This is a genomic window from Bacillus sp. REN10, assembly GCF_016820555.1.
GTDB lineage: Bacteria > Bacillota > Bacilli > Bacillales > Domibacillaceae > Bacillus_CE.
Genome location: NZ_JADHDW010000003.1, coordinates 179,685 through 195,635, shown reverse-complemented (window position 1 = coordinate 195,635; position 15,951 = coordinate 179,685). Strand labels below are relative to the sequence as shown.

The 15,951-nt window shown below is 41.0% G+C and carries 18 protein-coding genes; 6 read left to right on the top strand and 12 right to left on the bottom strand.

Annotated features, from left to right (window positions below; genetic code table 11):
* From IRB43_RS06385 to IRB43_RS06360, 6 genes are all read right to left on the bottom strand, one after another.
* Nucleotides 1-1,080 carry an SDR family oxidoreductase gene (locus IRB43_RS06385; RefSeq protein ID WP_203362613.1) on the bottom strand — a complete coding sequence of 360 codons (1,080 nt, stop codon included), beginning with the start codon at nucleotides 1,078-1,080 and terminating at the stop codon, nucleotides 1-3.
* A gap of 210 nt (nucleotides 1,081-1,290) precedes the next feature.
* Nucleotides 1,291-1,524 (bottom strand): molybdopterin converting factor subunit 1, encoded by a 234-nt coding sequence (gene moaD / locus IRB43_RS06380; RefSeq protein ID WP_203362612.1) that lies wholly within the window; start codon nucleotides 1,522-1,524, stop codon nucleotides 1,291-1,293.
* Nucleotides 1,521-1,994, bottom strand: a complete 474-nt coding sequence (locus IRB43_RS06375) for a molybdenum cofactor biosynthesis protein MoaE (RefSeq protein ID WP_203362611.1) — start codon at nucleotides 1,992-1,994, stop codon at nucleotides 1,521-1,523. Before IRB43_RS06375 ends, moaD begins: the two co-directional genes overlap by 4 nt.
* 1 nt (nucleotide 1,995) lies before the next feature.
* A complete protein-coding gene (gene mobB, locus IRB43_RS06370; RefSeq protein WP_203362610.1) occupies nucleotides 1,996-2,517 on the bottom strand; it encodes a molybdopterin-guanine dinucleotide biosynthesis protein B in 522 nt (173 codons plus the stop codon).
* A complete protein-coding gene (locus IRB43_RS06365) occupies nucleotides 2,481-3,767 on the bottom strand; it encodes a molybdopterin molybdotransferase MoeA (RefSeq protein WP_275296759.1) in 1,287 nt (428 codons plus the stop codon). The genes mobB and IRB43_RS06365 overlap by 37 nt, the downstream gene beginning before the upstream one ends.
* Nucleotides 3,768-3,784: 17 nt before the next feature.
* Nucleotides 3,785-4,801 carry a thiazole biosynthesis adenylyltransferase ThiF gene (locus tag IRB43_RS06360; protein ID WP_203362608.1) on the bottom strand — a complete coding sequence of 339 codons (1,017 nt, stop codon included), beginning with the start codon at nucleotides 4,799-4,801 and terminating at the stop codon, nucleotides 3,785-3,787.
* A 101-nt stretch (nucleotides 4,802-4,902) separates the two neighbouring features.
* Between IRB43_RS06360 and IRB43_RS06355 the strand changes: the two genes are divergently transcribed.
* The 3 genes from IRB43_RS06355 to moaC are packed head-to-tail and all read left to right on the top strand — an operon-like array spanning nucleotide 4,903 to nucleotide 6,482.
* Nucleotides 4,903-5,397, top strand: a complete 495-nt coding sequence (locus tag IRB43_RS06355; RefSeq protein WP_203362607.1) for a MogA/MoaB family molybdenum cofactor biosynthesis protein — start codon at nucleotides 4,903-4,905, stop codon at nucleotides 5,395-5,397.
* A complete protein-coding gene (locus tag IRB43_RS06350; protein ID WP_203362606.1) occupies nucleotides 5,394-5,960 on the top strand; it encodes a molybdenum cofactor guanylyltransferase in 567 nt (188 codons plus the stop codon). The genes IRB43_RS06355 and IRB43_RS06350 overlap by 4 nt, the downstream gene beginning before the upstream one ends.
* Before the next feature lie 33 nt (nucleotides 5,961-5,993).
* A complete protein-coding gene (gene moaC / locus IRB43_RS06345; protein WP_203362605.1) occupies nucleotides 5,994-6,482 on the top strand; it encodes a cyclic pyranopterin monophosphate synthase MoaC in 489 nt (162 codons plus the stop codon).
* Between the two features lie 104 nt (nucleotides 6,483-6,586).
* Here the strand turns inward: moaC and IRB43_RS06340 are convergent, their stop codons facing one another.
* The 4 genes from IRB43_RS06340 to IRB43_RS06325 all read right to left on the bottom strand — a co-directional run bounded on the left by IRB43_RS06340 (nucleotide 6,587) and on the right by IRB43_RS06325 (nucleotide 9,668).
* Nucleotides 6,587-7,387, bottom strand: coding sequence for a formate/nitrite transporter family protein (locus IRB43_RS06340; RefSeq protein WP_203362604.1), 801 nt, complete (start codon nucleotides 7,385-7,387; stop codon nucleotides 6,587-6,589).
* A gap of 45 nt (nucleotides 7,388-7,432) precedes the next feature.
* Entirely contained in the window at nucleotides 7,433-8,449 is a 1,017-nt protein-coding gene (moaA, locus tag IRB43_RS06335; RefSeq protein ID WP_203362603.1) for a GTP 3',8-cyclase MoaA, read from the bottom strand.
* Nucleotides 8,450-8,515: 66 nt separating this feature from the next.
* Nucleotides 8,516-9,310, bottom strand: coding sequence for a formate dehydrogenase accessory sulfurtransferase FdhD (gene fdhD / locus IRB43_RS06330; protein WP_481748121.1), 795 nt, complete (start codon nucleotides 9,308-9,310; stop codon nucleotides 8,516-8,518).
* 13 nt (nucleotides 9,311-9,323) lie between these two features.
* Nucleotides 9,324-9,668, bottom strand: a complete 345-nt coding sequence (locus IRB43_RS06325) for a Na-translocating system protein MpsC family protein (protein ID WP_203362601.1) — start codon at nucleotides 9,666-9,668, stop codon at nucleotides 9,324-9,326.
* A gap of 369 nt (nucleotides 9,669-10,037) precedes the next feature.
* On the opposite strand from IRB43_RS06325, the gene fdhF reads away from it, so the two are divergent.
* Genes fdhF through IRB43_RS06310 form a run of 3 tightly spaced genes read left to right on the top strand, consistent with a single transcriptional unit; the run spans nucleotide 10,038 to nucleotide 14,521 of the window.
* A complete protein-coding gene (gene fdhF / locus IRB43_RS06320; RefSeq protein WP_203362600.1) occupies nucleotides 10,038-12,965 on the top strand; it encodes a formate dehydrogenase subunit alpha in 2,928 nt (975 codons plus the stop codon).
* 17 nt (nucleotides 12,966-12,982) lie between these two features.
* Nucleotides 12,983-13,459 carry a helical membrane plugin domain-containing protein gene (locus tag IRB43_RS06315; RefSeq protein WP_203362599.1) on the top strand — a complete coding sequence of 159 codons (477 nt, stop codon included), beginning with the start codon at nucleotides 12,983-12,985 and terminating at the stop codon, nucleotides 13,457-13,459.
* A 15-nt stretch (nucleotides 13,460-13,474) separates the two neighbouring features.
* Nucleotides 13,475-14,521, top strand: coding sequence for a P-loop NTPase (locus IRB43_RS06310; protein ID WP_203362598.1), 1,047 nt, complete (start codon nucleotides 13,475-13,477; stop codon nucleotides 14,519-14,521).
* Between the two features lie 49 nt (nucleotides 14,522-14,570).
* Here the strand turns inward: IRB43_RS06310 and IRB43_RS06305 are convergent, their stop codons facing one another.
* Both IRB43_RS06305 and IRB43_RS06300 read right to left on the bottom strand, forming a co-directional pair.
* The gene (locus IRB43_RS06305; protein WP_203362597.1) at nucleotides 14,571-14,855 is read right to left on the bottom strand and encodes a hypothetical protein; all 285 of its coding nucleotides are present in this window, start codon (nucleotides 14,853-14,855) and stop codon (nucleotides 14,571-14,573) included.
* Between the two features lie 310 nt (nucleotides 14,856-15,165).
* The gene (locus IRB43_RS06300) at nucleotides 15,166-15,951 is read right to left on the bottom strand and encodes a DeoR/GlpR family DNA-binding transcription regulator (protein ID WP_203362596.1); all 786 of its coding nucleotides are present in this window, start codon (nucleotides 15,949-15,951) and stop codon (nucleotides 15,166-15,168) included.

The window sequence follows — 15,951 nt, the reverse complement described above, 5'->3', positions numbered from 1 at the left end:
TTACTGGTTCACTAACATTTGCTCTTGATCCTTGCGCTTTTGAAAACCGTGAATGATGCGTAACAGCATGTCTTTATCCATGTGAAGATGCTCTTCTTTTCCTTGTTGTAGTAATTCTCTCGTGTTGTCATCGTGGAAAACAATCGAACGATTTAAATAATCTTTAAATACTTCTAACGGCTCATTCATTTTTTGTTCCCGATTCGACAAACTGTTTTTTTGCTCATAAGGAGTGATTTCAACTGAATAGAAGTCAAACGCTTCTTTCACCATTTCTAACACTTCCTTATTCGTTGGCGGCGCAGGATTGGTAATATTGTAAATGGTCTTTCCTTTTCCATATTGTAAGCCTAATGCCAATACTTTCGTCACATAGTCAACCGGCACAATGTTTGAAACTGAATCCTTATCCATTAACAAATGGAATAGTTCTTGCTCTTGGCCCGGCTTTCTGCTTGCCTTTTTCTTTAATAATTCAATGGTACGCAAAATACCATAGAGACCGAATGTCGTTTCCGCTTCCCCTGTGTTTGAATCACCAATGATGATCGCAGGACGCATAATCATAACATCGAAACGTTCGCTAGCCGACATAACTAGATGCTCGGCGTGACATTTGCTCTCTTCATAAGAATTAATGAATGTCGATTGAAGTGGGTAAAGCGATTCCATTCCCTCTGTCCGATTGCCTAATGTATAAGCGGTGCTCACATGAAAGAATGTTTTCGCCTGAACGAGTTCAGCAAAGTCAAGCACGCGCTTCGTTCCTTCTACATTCATCTCAAAAGACGCTTCCCGATCTCCTTCATCAAACGAAAGAAGAGCAGCCGTATGATACACCGCATTGATGTTCCCCATCAATGATTGCAACTTGGACGATTCAATTCCTAAAAGCGGTTTTGTCAATTCCCCTTGTACCGAATGCACATGGTCCCTATGCTCATGTGGTAATGTTTGCACAAGCGCGTCAAATTTCTTTACATTCCGTACTAAAGCGTAAACGTGATGCCCTTGCTCTATTAGTCTTTTCATTAAATTCGATCCGAGAAAACCCGTTCCACCTGTAATAAAAATATTCAAACTCCCTCTTCCTTTCCCTAAACCAAACTTCTATATAAAAATGGTAACATTGTTTATCATTCAACCATTGTTCAGTATAGCATAGTTTTACCTCAATCCGTTGCTGCCAATAAAATTATCTCTTGCTTTTTCTGTTGGAAGCCAATCCTTCATAAGACAAAACCGCTTCAATAGATCACTATTGAAACGGTTTTGTATTGCTTCATTTCTTCATCCGCCGCTTACCGGAGGAATAAAAGCGATCGTATCCCCTTGTTTAACTAGCGTTTCATCCGTTGCAAAGCTTTCATTAACAGCAGTCATCACTTGCTGCAAAGAAGATATTTGATAATGGTCTTCTAGCCACTTCTTCACTTGTAAAACGGTCATTTCCGCCGCTTCAATCGTCACTTGTGCCTCTCCTACCTCTTCTTGTAAATGAGCAAATAATAAAACGGTAATCATTTTGATCCCCCTTCTTTTATTGGTTGTCCATCTGGATAAGGAACATTTTCGAGCTGATCGCCAATCCACTGTGTTCCATCTTCCCAAAACTCTTTTTTCCAAATGGGGACAATTTGTTTAATTCTTTCAATCGCATATTCATTTGCTTCATAAGCCATTTTGCGATGAGGTGACGAGACAGCAATCACAACAGCGATATCGGAAATTTCTAATCGGCCAGTGCGATGCGTAATAGCAACCTTCGCTTCTGGCCATTTTCCCTTAATTTCATCCGCAATTTGCGCCAACATCTTCACAGCCATCGAAGGATACGCTTGATATTCTAAATGAAGCGTCTTCTTCCCTTTTGTTAATTCCCGTACGGTACCAATAAACACCGTGATGGCCCCTGCATTTCGACTCGCAACTTTCTTCGTCACTTCTTCTGTCACAATCGGTTGATCGGTAATTTCAAATAAATTTTGTTCCATCTTATCTCCTCACTATTCTTATTAAAAAATCGATAGACTGCTTATCATCTGATATCGGGAAAGCTGGATACGGTAAGTCATTCGGTAAACGACATGCCTCCCAATAAATCACACATTGAATATTAGATAGAGAATAAAGCAAGTCTATATCCTCTTCACCACGTAATAAGACGACTTTGGGGTACGTTTCTTGTTTATATCCCTCAACAAAAATCACATCAACGTCAAAGGCTTGGTACAACGTTAGTAATTGTGGAAGGCTCCAACAATCGCGCTTCACAGTTAAAGAGAGAACTCCATCTCCTTCTACCCCTGAAACGACAGCACCTGCTCGATAATGACGCACACTATCCTTTGATGCCGCTTCATTCATAGGAGCACCTCCATGACCATGATGCTTAATAGAAGAGACGAGAAGTCCTTCACTCGCTGCACGATGAATCAATTTCTCCATTAACGTCGTTTTGCCGCTGTTTTGATAGCCAACTACCTGTAGGATGGAACAATGCCGTGCCAAGGCCACTCACTTCCTTGCAGATCCTCTAATAAAAGCACATCGACAGCCATCCCTTTTTCATACCCTCTCGTGCCTCCTGGAAGCACAATGAAGGCATCAGCTACTGCTAATGATGACACAGCACTTGATTTATTAAAACCAGAGGGAACAGCGACTAATTGACCATTATTAAAGGATAAGCTCGCTCGTACAAATCTTGTAAAAGGATTGGGCTTTGTAAAGTTCTCTCCTAAGAGCGCTTGCTCTCTACGTAAGTGAGGAGAGTCATTCCATAAGAACGTTCGGATCACTGGGCGGACAAATAATTCGAATCCAACATAACACGCTGATGGGTTGCCGGAAAGACCGAATAGTAATTGGTTATTTAACTGAGCAACTGTCGTTACACTTCCTGGACGCATCGCAATTTTATTAAACAATACTTCCGCGCCTAATTGCTTATAAATTTCCGGCAAATAATCGAAGTCTCCAACGGACACGCCCCCCGTTGTAATAAGGGCATCCACTTCCTTTAATGCCCCTTTCACAGCAGAAATACATGTATGTAAATCATCGCTAAATTTGCCAAAGTATCGTGCTTCCCCTCCTGCTCTTTCAATTTGAGAAAGAATCATATAGGCATTGCTGTTGCGGATTTTTCCAGGCTGGAGCGTCTCATTCGTCTCTAACAGCTCGCTCCCTGTCGCTAACACGCCAATGACAGGCTTTTTCACGACCGGCACTTCATGATAGCCGAATGTCGCCAGCAGAGCGGAAACACCTGGATTGATATACGTTCCCTTTTTGACAAGTACGGTTCCTTTTTTCATATCTTCCCCTTGGTACGAAATATTGTCCCCGTTTTTATAAGCGCGTTTAATTTCCATGTACTTCTTACCGTTTTCTTCGTATGGACGAGTTAATTCAAGCATCACGACGGCCGTGCACCCTTGTGGAATTTGAGCACCTGTCATAATACGAACAGCTTGACCTTGCGCCACCTCCTCATCGAAAACAAATCCAGCTCCGATTTCTCCGACTACTTCAAAAGAAATTGGCTGTTCAGCACTCGCCAAAGCGCTATCTTCAGCTCGAATGGCAAATCCATCATAAGGCGAGCGATCAAATGCGGGAACATCATGATCAGCGATGAGATCTTCGGCTAAAAAACGGCCATATGCCGAAGTGAGAGGCACCGATTCTTTTTTTCCTTGATGAGCAAACTCCATAACACGTCGAACAGCTTCTTCTACAGCGATAGGGGTTCTTTTTTGCAACATAATTACCACTCCTTTTATCCTAATAAACGATAATAAAGATTTTTTGCTTGCTGAATGTCATTTGTTCCATGAACCAAGACCCGCCCGCCTTGGAAAATCACAAGGCGATAATCTTTTAATTGACAAGAAAGCAAATAGGGATTTCGGTGAATGTCTCCGTGGCTGCTTAACTGTTGAGCCAAGCGGTCAAAATCGTAATGGATTTCATTGGCTGGTCGAATTTGCACGGTATTTCGCCCGCATAAGACATCCGTTTTTGTTTGGTTTTCATAGGCTAAATATGGATATGTGGGATGATCTCCACAGGATGGACAATGAGTGCCTTTTACTTTATCCAAATTTACGGCATAGTGCTGATTTTTCCATACATCAAACGTTAAATAGGTGTCTCTTACAGCAGTTATATCCCCAACTAAAATCTTTAACGCTTCCGCTACTTGATAAGCAGCGACCATTTGAACTGCTGGACTGATAATGCCTGCTGTGTCGCAAGTGACTCCTGTGTTGGGCACAGCTTGCAGTAGACAGTGAAGACAAGGGGTTTTTCCGGGGATGATCGCATAAGTCGCCCCGTAACTTCCTACACAAGACCCATATACCCATGGGATGCGATGCTTTTGGGAAAGGTCATTGACCATAAAACGAATATCAAAATTATCCGTCCCATCAATCATCACATCGACATCAGTAAGAAGCGGCTCAAGGTTATCCGCCCTCGCATCCATAATCAGTCCTTGAATTTCAATCGTCGAGTTGATTTTCTCTAATCGGTTCTTTGCCGCAATTGCCTTTGGTAATTTATCTTTTGCATCTTGCTCACTATATAGCTGCTGGCGCTGCAAGTTGCTCCACTCCACATAATCGCGGTCAATGATGGTCACCTTTCCTACTCCAGCCCGTACGATCGCTTCTGCACTAGCACTTCCTAAAGCGCCTGCTCCAACAATTAACACGTGCTTTTTTTGCAGCTGTTCCTGCCCAGAATCTCCGATCGGTTGAAACAGCTGTTGCCTTGAATATCTCTCACTCATGGAACATCCTTCCTTTCTCTATGTAAATTTTAATTTGACCTTTTGATTTATGCTATTATAATTGAGTCATTGATTTCATAAATAGTAAAAGGAGGATACAGATGCATCCAACTCATGCACAGACATCAGTCCATGCGGCCATCTTAACTGTCAGTGACACAAGAACGATGGAAAATGACAAAAGCGGTCAGCACATTCAATCGTTGCTTAAAGCTGCCGAATTCGATGTTGTTCAATATCGCATCGTCAAAGATGAACAGCAAGCGATTACGAGCCAAGTTCACTCTTGGTGTGAAGACCCAACGATTAATGCGATTATCGTCACCGGAGGAACCGGGTTTACTCCAAGGGATATCACCTATGAAGCTCTCACCTCCCTGTTTGAAAAAGAAATGTCAGGGTTTGGCGAATTATTTCGTTCATTAAGTTACACAGACATTGGCCCGCGAGCCATGTTTAGCCGCGCTGTTGCTGGTTGCAAAAACAAAACAGCGATTTACGCGCTTCCAGGATCGACCAATGCTGTGAAGCTTGGCATGAATCAACTCATCATCCCAACGGTTCAGCATTTCATCGGGGAACTGAACAGACAATGAGCGTAGCTGGCGTTGTATTAGCAGGCGGTAAATCTTCTCGCTATGGCAAACCGAAAATGTTTGAACAATTAAAGGGAAAACCTTTATATGAATATAGTTTAGATGCGTTAAAACACAACAAACTTCATCCGTTGATTATTTCAACCAATAAAGACTTATTACCAAAATTTCCGCAAACGGAGACCCGCTTTGTCATTGAAGAAGAACAACATTATCAAGGTCCGCTCTTTGCCTTACACTATATCATGTCTACCATTACAGACGTGGAATGGTTTTTTATTTTAGCGAGCGATATGCCCTACATGACTTCTGCTTTTGTCGAAACGATGCTTTCATTCACGGAGGATCGATATGATGCGATTGTCCCTAGTCAACCCGAAAAGATCCAGCCGCTTGCCGCTATATACCATCGCAGAAGTATAGATCTTGCAGAACAGCTTCTGCAACAGAACAAAAGAAGCATGCAAGCCTTATTAAATAAACTACATGTTCGTTATGTACCTTTTGCCAACGACCAACAAGAGTTCATTAACATTAACTCCAAAGAAGATTGGCCTGAATAAATCATCAGATGATACATACTTAAGGAGGATATCATGAGCAATTTTACTCATTGGAATCAAGACGGCCGACCAAAGATGGTCGATATTTCAGAAAAGGAAATCACAAAACGGACGGCGATCGCGAAAAGTACGATTGCTCTGTCCAATGAATTATACGAAGCCATTCAACAAGGCCTAATCAAAAAAGGCGACCCTACACAAGTGGCTCAAATTGCTGGCATTATGGCAGCTAAAAAAACATCAGACTTTATCCCGATGTGTCATCCGATCATGCTCCAAGGAACTGATTTCACCTTTGATTATAAGCAAACGGAGATAGGATATGAATTACATATACAAGTGACTGTGAAATGTGAAGGAAACACAGGTGTCGAAATGGAAGCATTAACAGCTGTATCGGTTGCTGCTCTCACTTTTTATGATATGTGTAAAGCAGTCGACAAATCGATGGTCATTAAAGAAACACATTTAGTACAAAAAACTGGCGGAAAAAACGGTGACTTTTTCCATGAACGTACATAAAAAACCCGGCATTTGCTGGGTTTTTTATGTACGTTGTGAGCAACATTATGAACAGCTACTACTGCTTAACGACCTCTTTCGTATCGTCCAGCTCCGCTTTTGTATTAAGAAATTTTTTGTAATTTCGTTTGTGGCATTTGTCGTTTTTGGAAAGACATAAAGTAAGCCATACCTACGAATACTGCTCCTCCGACCACATTTCCTAAAAAGGCCGGCACCACATTTCCTACAAACTCCATCCATGTCACCTGTCCCGCAAAAATCGCAGCTGGAATGACAAACATATTGGCCACTACGTGCTGGAATCCGATCGCCACAAACGCCATGACTGGGAACCAAATACCAGCGACTTTTCCGATGAAGTCATTAGCTCCGTACGCTAACCAAACGGCTAAACAGACAAGCCAGTTACAGCCAATTGCAGAGACGAATGTTTGCATAAAAGAATCCGCGACTTTTGCTTGTGCAATCGCTACCGTTTTATCTAAAAATGGTCCAGTTTCTGTTAAACCGACAATATGACCGAAAAAGAAAGCGACAAATAAAGCTCCAAGTAAGTTCGCGAATGTCACCCAAAACCAGTTACGAGCTAAGTTCGCCATAGAAATTTTACGAGCATACAGTGCCATAGATACAGACATCATGTTTCCTGTAATTAATTCAGCACCAGCCAAAATAACTAAAATAAGTCCTAATGGGAACACAGCCGCTCCTAAAAATCCGGCAAAGCTTCCCCACTCTGGCGGCATATTTCCGATCACTCGAATATCAAGTAAAAAACCTAAAGCAATAAAAGCTCCGCCTAAAAATCCTAATATGAGCATTGTCGGCACAGGTAATTTGGCCTTGCTCACCCCTGCCTCAATGGCTATTTCTGTAATTTTATCCGGTTTATTAAAAGCCATACTTCTACTCCTCTCATTTATCTCTTGTTGTCAAATGTTTCGTTTCTATCCGCCAATATGAGACATTTCTACTTTTGAATGTTGGCGAAATTGAGTGTGGCTCGTCCGCTCGTCAGAATAGCGATCGCTTCGATTACTCCAAACGTTTTCAATCGTTTTGGCAATGGCTTCATCATTTTTTCCTGAACGAAGTAGTTCCCGAAGATCGGTACCATCTGCAGCAAACAAACAAGTGTATAACTTTCCTTCAGCGGAAATCCGCGCTCTTGTACACGTGGAGCAGAATGAATCCGTGACGGATGAAATAACACCAATTTCCTGGTCGCTATCCACATAGCGATAGCGAGTGGCTACTTCCCCCCGATAATTAGGTTCGATCTGCTGGATAGGCGAAAACTGATGAATTTGATTGATAATTTCTTTTTTCGAGAGGACATCATCTAAACGCCACCCGTTCGAATTTCCTACGTCCATGTATTCGATAAAGCGAAGGGTATATTTTTTTTCTTTAAAAAAGCGAGCCATCGGAATGATATCTTGGTCATTTTTCCCTTTTTGTACAACCATATTGACTTTCACTTTCATTCCAGCTTCCGCCGCTTTTTCAATGCCTTCTAACACCGTTTTTACTTTCCCTCTATTTCCGTTCATCTCCAGAAAGCGTTCTTCGTTTAACGAGTCTAAACTAACAGATACACGCGATAATCCCGCTTTCGCTAAATCATTAGCATACTTTTTCAACAGTGAACCATTCGTAGTTAAGGCAATATCCTCCACACCACTAATCTGACTAAGACGGTCAATTAGTTCTGTTAAGTTTCTTCTTAACAGCGGTTCTCCGCCAGTAATCCGTATTTTTTTTACCCCAAAAGAGACAAAAATTTTCGCTAATCTTTCTATTTCATCAAATGATAAAATTTTATCAGATGGCAAAAAAGAATAGTCTGAACCAAAAATTTCTTCAGGCATGCAGTACCGACAGCGGAAATTGCATCGATCCGTCACAGATATGCGCAAATCTCTTAAAGGACGGTGTAATTTGTCCTGTATTACTTGAGTCATCTTCTTCACCTCTTTTCTTCACTAGTGGTTGATCGTCTTTGTTTCCATGGTCTGCCGCCGTTCACATCATGCATTCATGTCGATTCTTTCGGGGTGCGTGTAAATATTTAACGATTCCTGGCGAATAAACCCAATAGTTGTTATACCTAATTGTTCAGCCAGTTGTAAAGCTAATTCTGTTGGTGCTGACTTCGAAAGTACGATTTCGCAACCAATTTTTGCGACTTTCAATAAAATTTCTGATGAGATTCTTCCGCTAAAAACAAGGACTTTATCCCTTATGGTAATATCATTTCGCAAACAATGCCCATATATTTTATCAAGCGCATTATGCCGGCCAATATCCATTCGGCTTAATACGATACCGTTGACATCACATAGCGCCGCATTATGAACACCGCCTGTTTTTTGAAAAGTCACCGCTGACTGTTGCATCTCATTCATCAGTCGGAAACAGTCATCCGGCGTAACTTGAACGCGAACCTCATCCATTTTCTTCGCCGTTAACGCATCATTGACAAACACAAAGCCTTGCCTGCTCATGCCGCAGCAAGAGGTGATGTAACGCTTATTTTGAAATTTTTGATAATAAGGGTTCACTTTTTTCGTTTTGACATGAACAAAACCGTCCTTTTCTTGCACCCAAATATCCTCAATGTCTTCAAACTTGCGAATGATATTTTCAGAAGCAAGATACCCAATGACCATATCTTCAATATGCTCTGGAGTACAAACCATCGTGACGAATTCCTCTTGATTAATTTTCACGGTGACCGGGTACTCGGTCACAATCACATCCTCTACCGCTGTTGCTTTCCCGTTCTCTACACGAATAATCTCCCTTTTTACTTCTGCTTCCATCATCTTTGACCTCCTAATCTATATTTCTATCAAAGATAAACACAGAAACCGCCATATCTTCTTCGATTTTGATATCAGAAAATAAATGGACTAACTTCGCACCCATTAATTCTTCCATCCCCTCAGGAGTAGCTTTTGAATACACTTCTTGAATCATTCGCGTTCGCGCTGCGTGAACCATCTGGACTCCTTCTGGCGTACTGGCAATGAATTTTTCTGTTGGTGTCAAATTCCCATAAAGTGTGGATACAGCCATCTTTTCAACGAATATGGTATGAATCCGTTCCGGCCCTTTCCCGAACAAATCTTTACGAAGTTTACGAATGATGTCATTGAATTCATGAACTTTTCTAGACATAACAGGCATTCTCCCATCATAAAAAATACTATTATTATTTTTGATAAAGCGATTTCACCCCTACAATTTGTTAATAATAAATCAACTCTGCAAAAAATTAAAGGAGAAGTTTGTGATAATTATTCTCATAAAAGATGTTTTATAGTTTATATTGTTTATTTTTTGGGAAAGAGCTATAATAAGGGACGGCAAAGATGGAATCGGAATATTTACCTATGTTTTGATTCTATTTAATTGATTAATTAAAAACTGGATTGGTCTTTTAGTAAGATCTGCTAAGAAGCTTATCCACCATGAATTTTTTTACATGTTTAGTAGACATGTCAATTCGTGGTGGATTTTTTTGTGTTCAAAAAGGAGGTAAACACCATGACTGAAATTAAAATCAATGGAAAAGAGTACTCGGCGAAACCAGGGCAAACGATTCTAGAAGTAATTAACCAAAATGAAATCGCACACCCACAAGTGTGTTACGTTCCAGAAGTAGATCCGATTCAAACATGTGACACATGTATTGTCGAAATCGACGGAAAGCTTGTTCGTTCTTGTTCAACGAAGGCCGAGAATGGCATGAACATTCAACTAGCTTCTCCTAAAGCAAAAGAAGCACAGACAGAAGCAATGGATCGTTTATTAGAAAACCATTTACTTTACTGTACAGTGTGCGACAACAACAATGGGAATTGTACGTTGCATAACACGGTAGAAATGATGGGCATTGAACATCAAAAGTACCCGTATGAACCAAAAGTGGATCCAACAGAAGTCGATATGTCCCATCCATTCTACCGCTACGATCCGAACCAATGTATCGCTTGCGGACAATGTGTAGAAGTTTGTCAAAACCTACAAGTGAATGAAACACTATCGCTCGATTGGGAAGCGGAACGTCCTCGTGTGATTTGGGATGAAGGCGTGGCGATCAATGATTCTTCATGCGTCAGCTGTGGACAATGTGTCACGGTTTGTCCATGTAATGCTTTAATGGAAAAATCAATGTTAGGTGAAGCTGGATTTATGACAGGATTAAAGCAAGATATGCTTGATCCGATGATTGGATTAATTAAAGAAGTAGAACCGGGCTACAGCGGGATTATGGCTGTATCAGAAGTAGAGGCAGCCATGCGAGACAAGCGTACAAAAAAGACAAAAACAGTGTGTACGTTCTGTGGTGTCGGATGTTCATTTGAAGTTTGGACGAAAGATCGCAAAATCTTGAAAGTTCAACCATCTAAAGGACCAGTGAACGCGATCTCTACTTGTGTAAAAGGAAAATTCGGCTGGGACTTCGTCAATTCAAAAGAGCGCTTAACGAAACCGCTAATTCGTAAAGATGGCGTATTCGTTGAATCTTCTTGGAATGAAGCCCTTGACTTAATCGCAACAAAAATGGGCGGGATTCAAAAAGAGTATGGCCCTGGATCAGTTGGCTTTATCTCTTCTTCTAAAATCACAAATGAAGAAAACTATTTAATTCAAAAGATGGCACGCCAAATCTTCCAAACGAATGACGTTGATAACTGTTCACGTTATTGTCAATCTCCAGCAACAGATGGTCTATTCCGTACAGTGGGTATGGGTGGAGATGCTGGTACCATTCAAGATATCGCAAAAGCGGGTCTTGTTATTATTGTCGGAGCGAACCCAGCGGAAGGACATCCTGTATTAGCTACTCGCGTAAAACGTGCGCATAAATTACATGGTCAAAAGCTAATTGTGTCAGATATTCGAAAACATGAAATGGCTGAGAGATCTGATATCTTTATGCGACCGAAACAAGGAACAGACCAAGTTTGGTTAATGGCTGTAACGAAATATATGATCGACCAAGGTTGGCATGATGAGAAATTCATTCAAGAAAACGTCAACTTCTATGAGGATTTCAAAGATGTGCTTCAAAAGTACACATTAGAGTATGCCGAGGAACAAACAGGTATTTCTAAAGAAACATTAATTGAAGTAGCGAAAATGATCCGCGATGCAGACGGCACTTGTGTTCTTTGGGGAATGGGTGTCACTCAAAATACAGGTGGTTCTGATACATCTGCTGCGATTTCCAACTTATTGTTAGCCACAGGAAACTACCGTCGTCCAGGTGCTGGTGCTTACCCGCTTCGTGGTCACAATAACGTACAAGGTGCTTGTGACATGGGTACTTTACCAAACCTACTTCCTGGTTACCAAAGTGTGACGAATGATGAGGCACGTGAGAAGTTTGAAAAAGCTTACGGTGTAAAAATTAGTCCAAAACCAGGTTTAAATAATATTCAAATGCTTCAAGCCGTTGAAGAAGGCAAAATGAAAGCGATGTATGTAGTTGGAGAAGATATGGCTTTAGTCGACTGTAACGCTAACCATGTGCATGATGTTTTATCTCAGCTTGACTTCTTCGTTGTTCAAGATATTTTCCTTTCAAGAACGGCTCAATATGCAGACGTTGTCTTACCTGCAGCTCCTTCTCTTGAAAAGGACGGAACATTTACAAACACAGAACGTCGCGTCCAAAGACTATATCAAGCATTGCCGCCACTTGGTGACTCAAAACCAGATTGGCAAATCCTTCAGGCTGTTGCGAATCGCTTAGGTGCGGATTGGAATTACAGCCATCCAAGTGAAATTTACGACGAAATGGCTAGCCTCTCCCCTATTTTTGGAGAAGCAAATTATGAAGTGCTTGAAGGCTGGAATAGCTTCTTCTGGGGTAGCCTCGATGGTAAGAGCACACCGCTTTTATATGTAGATGGCTTTAACTTCCCGGATAAAAAAGCTCGTTTCGCGTTATATGATTGGGTAGAGCCGGTGGAATTCCCTGAAGAATACGATTGTCATATTAACAACGGTCGTGTACTTGAGCACTTCCATGAAGGAAACATGACGAATAAATCAGAAGGTATCCAAGCAAAAGTACCAGAAATTTATGTAGAAGTATCACCAGAGTTAGCGAAAGAACGCGGAATCAAAGATGGCTCTCTCGTTCGCTTAGTGTCTCCATATGGTGCGTTAAAATTAAATGCACTAGTAACGGATCGCGTTCAAAAGAATGAGCTATTCTTACCGATGAACTCTGTAAGCAAAGACTCAGCGATTAACTTCTTAACAGGCCCAGCCGTTGACCGTTGTACGTTCACACCTGCTTATAAGCAAACGAAAGTGCGTTTAGAAGTATTGAAGGCAGATGGTGGAAAAGCGCCATTACCAAAAACAAACCCACGTTACAAAAAACGTCACCCGCAAAATGGTGTTGAAGCAGAACGTAAATGGAAGCGTCCAGGCTACGTTCACTTAACAACGAAATAATGGAAGGAGTGTAATCGATGGCAGCACCTATTACAACGATTCAAAAACAACAACTAACAGAAGAACAAATCAAAGAACAAAAACTAGAAGATTTAAAAACGCTCCTTTCAGAAAATGAAGAAGCGTTGAATCAAATCTTCTCGATTGTTGGAGAACTGAATAATGTAGGAGCACTTGAAGCAGCGACTAAGCTGCTTCAAGCGAAAGAAGATGTCGCACATATCGTTCTTCATCAAGTCTCTCGTGAACCTGTAACGAATTTAATCAATCACTTTATGGGCGTCGCAGGTGTACTCACTGCTATGGACCCTGCAATGACAAAGAAACTTGTAAGTAGCTTGAATTCGGGGATGGACGAAGCAAAACAGATCAATAACGATGAAAAAATCGGCGTATTCGACTTGATGAAAGTATTGAAAGATCCAGACGTGAATCGTGCAGTGAACTTCGGTGTTCACTTCTTAAAAGGTCTAGGAAAAGGATTGAAAGAATAGGCAGGGATAAACACGATGCTAACAAATGAGCAAGTATTACAAGCTCTGGAGAATGTGAATGATCCTGAGCTTCATAAAAGTATTGTTGAATTAAACATGGTAAGAAACATTCAAATCCAAGATGGCCACGTTCAACTAGAAGTCGTATTAACGATTCAAGGCTGTCCGCTCAAAGCGAAAATTCAGCAAGATATTGAAGAAGCTCTGAGAAACATTGGTGCTGTAAGTGTCGCTTTAACTTTTGGCGCCATGACCGATGAAGAGCGTCAAGCATTAACAAAATCACTGAAAGCAGAAGCCGTGACGGAAACGGGCATGCCGAAAATGTTACGTCCAGATTCAGGCGTCAAATTTATTGCTGTAACAAGCGGTAAAGGCGGCGTAGGTAAATCAACGGTAACGATCAACTTAGCAGCTGCCCTTGCTCGCTTAGGGAAACGTGTCGGCATTTTAGATGCGGATATTTATGGATTTAGCATTCCGGCGATGATGCAAATTAAACAACAGCCAACAATGATTGATCAAACGGTGATTCCTTCCACTAGCCATGGCGTAAAAGTCATGTCAATGGGCTTTTATTCTAAGGATAACCAACCCGTCATGTGGCGTGGGCCGATGTTAAACAAATGGATTCGCAACTTCTTAGTCAATACGCATTGGGGAGAGTTGGATTACCTTCTCTTAGACCTTCCTCCAGGGACAGGTGATGTTGCGATTGATGTAGCTGCAATGATCCCTCATGCAAAAGAAATTATCGTCACCACCCCTCACAATGCCGCTTCTCATGTTGCATCGAGAGCAGGTGTGATGGCTAAACATACGAAACATCACATTATGGGTGTCGTCGAAAACATGGCGTACTACGAAGAAAACGGTGAAAGAAAATATTTATTTGGACAAGGTGGCGGTGATAGGCTAGCTGAACAACTACAAACAGCCGTCATTGCCCAAGTACCTTTCGCTCAACCGGAAGAAAACACCGGCACTTCTGTATATGATGAAGAATCTATCGTCGGTGAAGCCTTTACTAGCTTAGCAGAAGACATTATCCATTATCATTAATAAAAAAAGGTATCCTGACAAGTTTGCGCTCGTTAAGGATACCTTTTTCTTATGCCTGTTCTTTCAATACTTGCATAAAATAAAACCGATATGTATTCGCAACAAACGTCTCTAACGGAAGTTGCACATTTAACTGGTATTTGCTAAAGATAAACGCAAAACGCTCCAGCCCCTTTTCACGAAGAAGCCCCCCTACTTCCGCTCCATGCTTTTGCGTGAACTCTTCAATGAGCGGCTCGATCATTGGCCAGCACGCAATCTTCAACTGCACCAACGCTTCCTCATCACCTTCTTGTTGATAACGTTCAATCCAATGCTTAATGTTTTCTTTCATTATATAATGACTCCAATCTATGAAAATTGATCAGTTTCTTCTATTATATATAGAAACTTGTGTGGGAGGAAATGGTTTGTTGTCGCCGTGAAGATTACCTCTATTGTTTCGGATCTTTTTCTCCATGAATAGGAGCGTTTAAAAGTCCATTCAATTATACGGTCAGTAACTCTGTCATATAAATCATCTTTTAGATAAAGTAAAAAAATCCTGAATCAACAGGATTTTTTCAAATGATCAAACTCTATTTCAAGAGTATTGATATTTTATTGTTCAAATATAAAGTTCTTCTTCACGCTATCGTTACTCATCAGCACTTGATCCACTTTACATGATGATTGATCAAATATTCCTTCCAATCTTCAGGGGAATATTGGTTAGAAAGAATGTAATCAATTTTGCTCAATCCAGTGATCTTATACGTTCCTTTTTCTCCAATTTTCGAATGATCCGCTAATACATACGTTTCTTTTGCTTGCTTAATCATCATTTCAGATAGCCTTGCTTTCTCTACATCGTAGGAAGAGATCCCGAAACTCGGAAGAACCGCATCAACTGAGATGAATGCTTTGTCAAAAGATAAATGATTCAAAATTTCCTGTGACATCGGTCCAGCCGTTCGAAAATGCTGGGAACTAATCGTTCCGCCAATAAATACAATCTCTCCATCAAATAACCTCTTATTTGTAGCTGAGATCAATTGGTTGGCAAAGGCAAAAGAATTTGTAATAATCGTCAAATCTTTTATATGCAGAAGATAAGGAACTAGCTGAAGAGTCGTGCTTCCCTCGTCAATCAAAATGACATCTCCATCATCAATGAATGTCGCTGCTTTATAAGCAATTCTTTGCTTTTGTTCAATGTTTAAAATCTTTCTTTCAATCATAGAAGGTTCAATTAAAGGTGAATGAGATGTCTTCACAGCTCCTCCATACACCTTTTTTAATTTTTGACTTTTGGCTAGATCTTCTAAGTATCGGCGAATCGTTTCAGTAGAAACGGCAAATTCATTAGCAAGATCAGCCACCCTGACCTTGCCCTTTACTTCCAACTTTTCTAGAATCATTCGTTTTCTCTCTTCACTTACTACAGACAT

Coding starts and splice junctions, on each gene's coding strand:
- moaD (WP_203362612.1), bottom strand. CDS start 1,524: ATGATTACCGTTTTATTATTTGCTCATTTACAAGAAGAGGTAGGAGAG.
- IRB43_RS06375 (WP_203362611.1), bottom strand. CDS start 1,994: ATGGAACAAAATTTATTTGAAATTACCGATCAACCGATTGTGACAGAA.
- IRB43_RS06340 (WP_203362604.1), bottom strand. CDS start 7,387: ATGGCTTTTAATAAACCGGATAAAATTACAGAAATAGCCATTGAGGCA.
- IRB43_RS06300 (WP_203362596.1), bottom strand. CDS start 15,951: ATGTCTGTAGTAAGTGAAGAGAGAAAACGAATGATTCTAGAAAAGTTG.
- IRB43_RS06310 (WP_203362598.1), top strand. CDS start 13,475: ATGCTAACAAATGAGCAAGTATTACAAGCTCTGGAGAATGTGAATGAT.
- IRB43_RS06325 (WP_203362601.1), bottom strand. CDS start 9,668: ATGTCTAGAAAAGTTCATGAATTCAATGACATCATTCGTAAACTTCGT.
- IRB43_RS06350 (WP_203362606.1), top strand. CDS start 5,394: ATGAGCGTAGCTGGCGTTGTATTAGCAGGCGGTAAATCTTCTCGCTAT.
- IRB43_RS06315 (WP_203362599.1), top strand. CDS start 12,983: ATGGCAGCACCTATTACAACGATTCAAAAACAACAACTAACAGAAGAA.
- fdhD (WP_481748121.1), bottom strand. CDS start 9,310: ATGGAAGCAGAAGTAAAAAGGGAGATTATTCGTGTAGAGAACGGGAAA.
- IRB43_RS06305 (WP_203362597.1), bottom strand. CDS start 14,855: ATGAAAGAAAACATTAAGCATTGGATTGAACGTTATCAACAAGAAGGT.
- IRB43_RS06360 (WP_203362608.1), bottom strand. CDS start 4,801: ATGAGTGAGAGATATTCAAGGCAACAGCTGTTTCAACCGATCGGAGAT.
- moaA (WP_203362603.1), bottom strand. CDS start 8,449: ATGACTCAAGTAATACAGGACAAATTACACCGTCCTTTAAGAGATTTG.
- fdhF (WP_203362600.1), top strand. CDS start 10,038: ATGACTGAAATTAAAATCAATGGAAAAGAGTACTCGGCGAAACCAGGG.
- IRB43_RS06355 (WP_203362607.1), top strand. CDS start 4,903: ATGCATCCAACTCATGCACAGACATCAGTCCATGCGGCCATCTTAACT.
- moaC (WP_203362605.1), top strand. CDS start 5,994: ATGAGCAATTTTACTCATTGGAATCAAGACGGCCGACCAAAGATGGTC.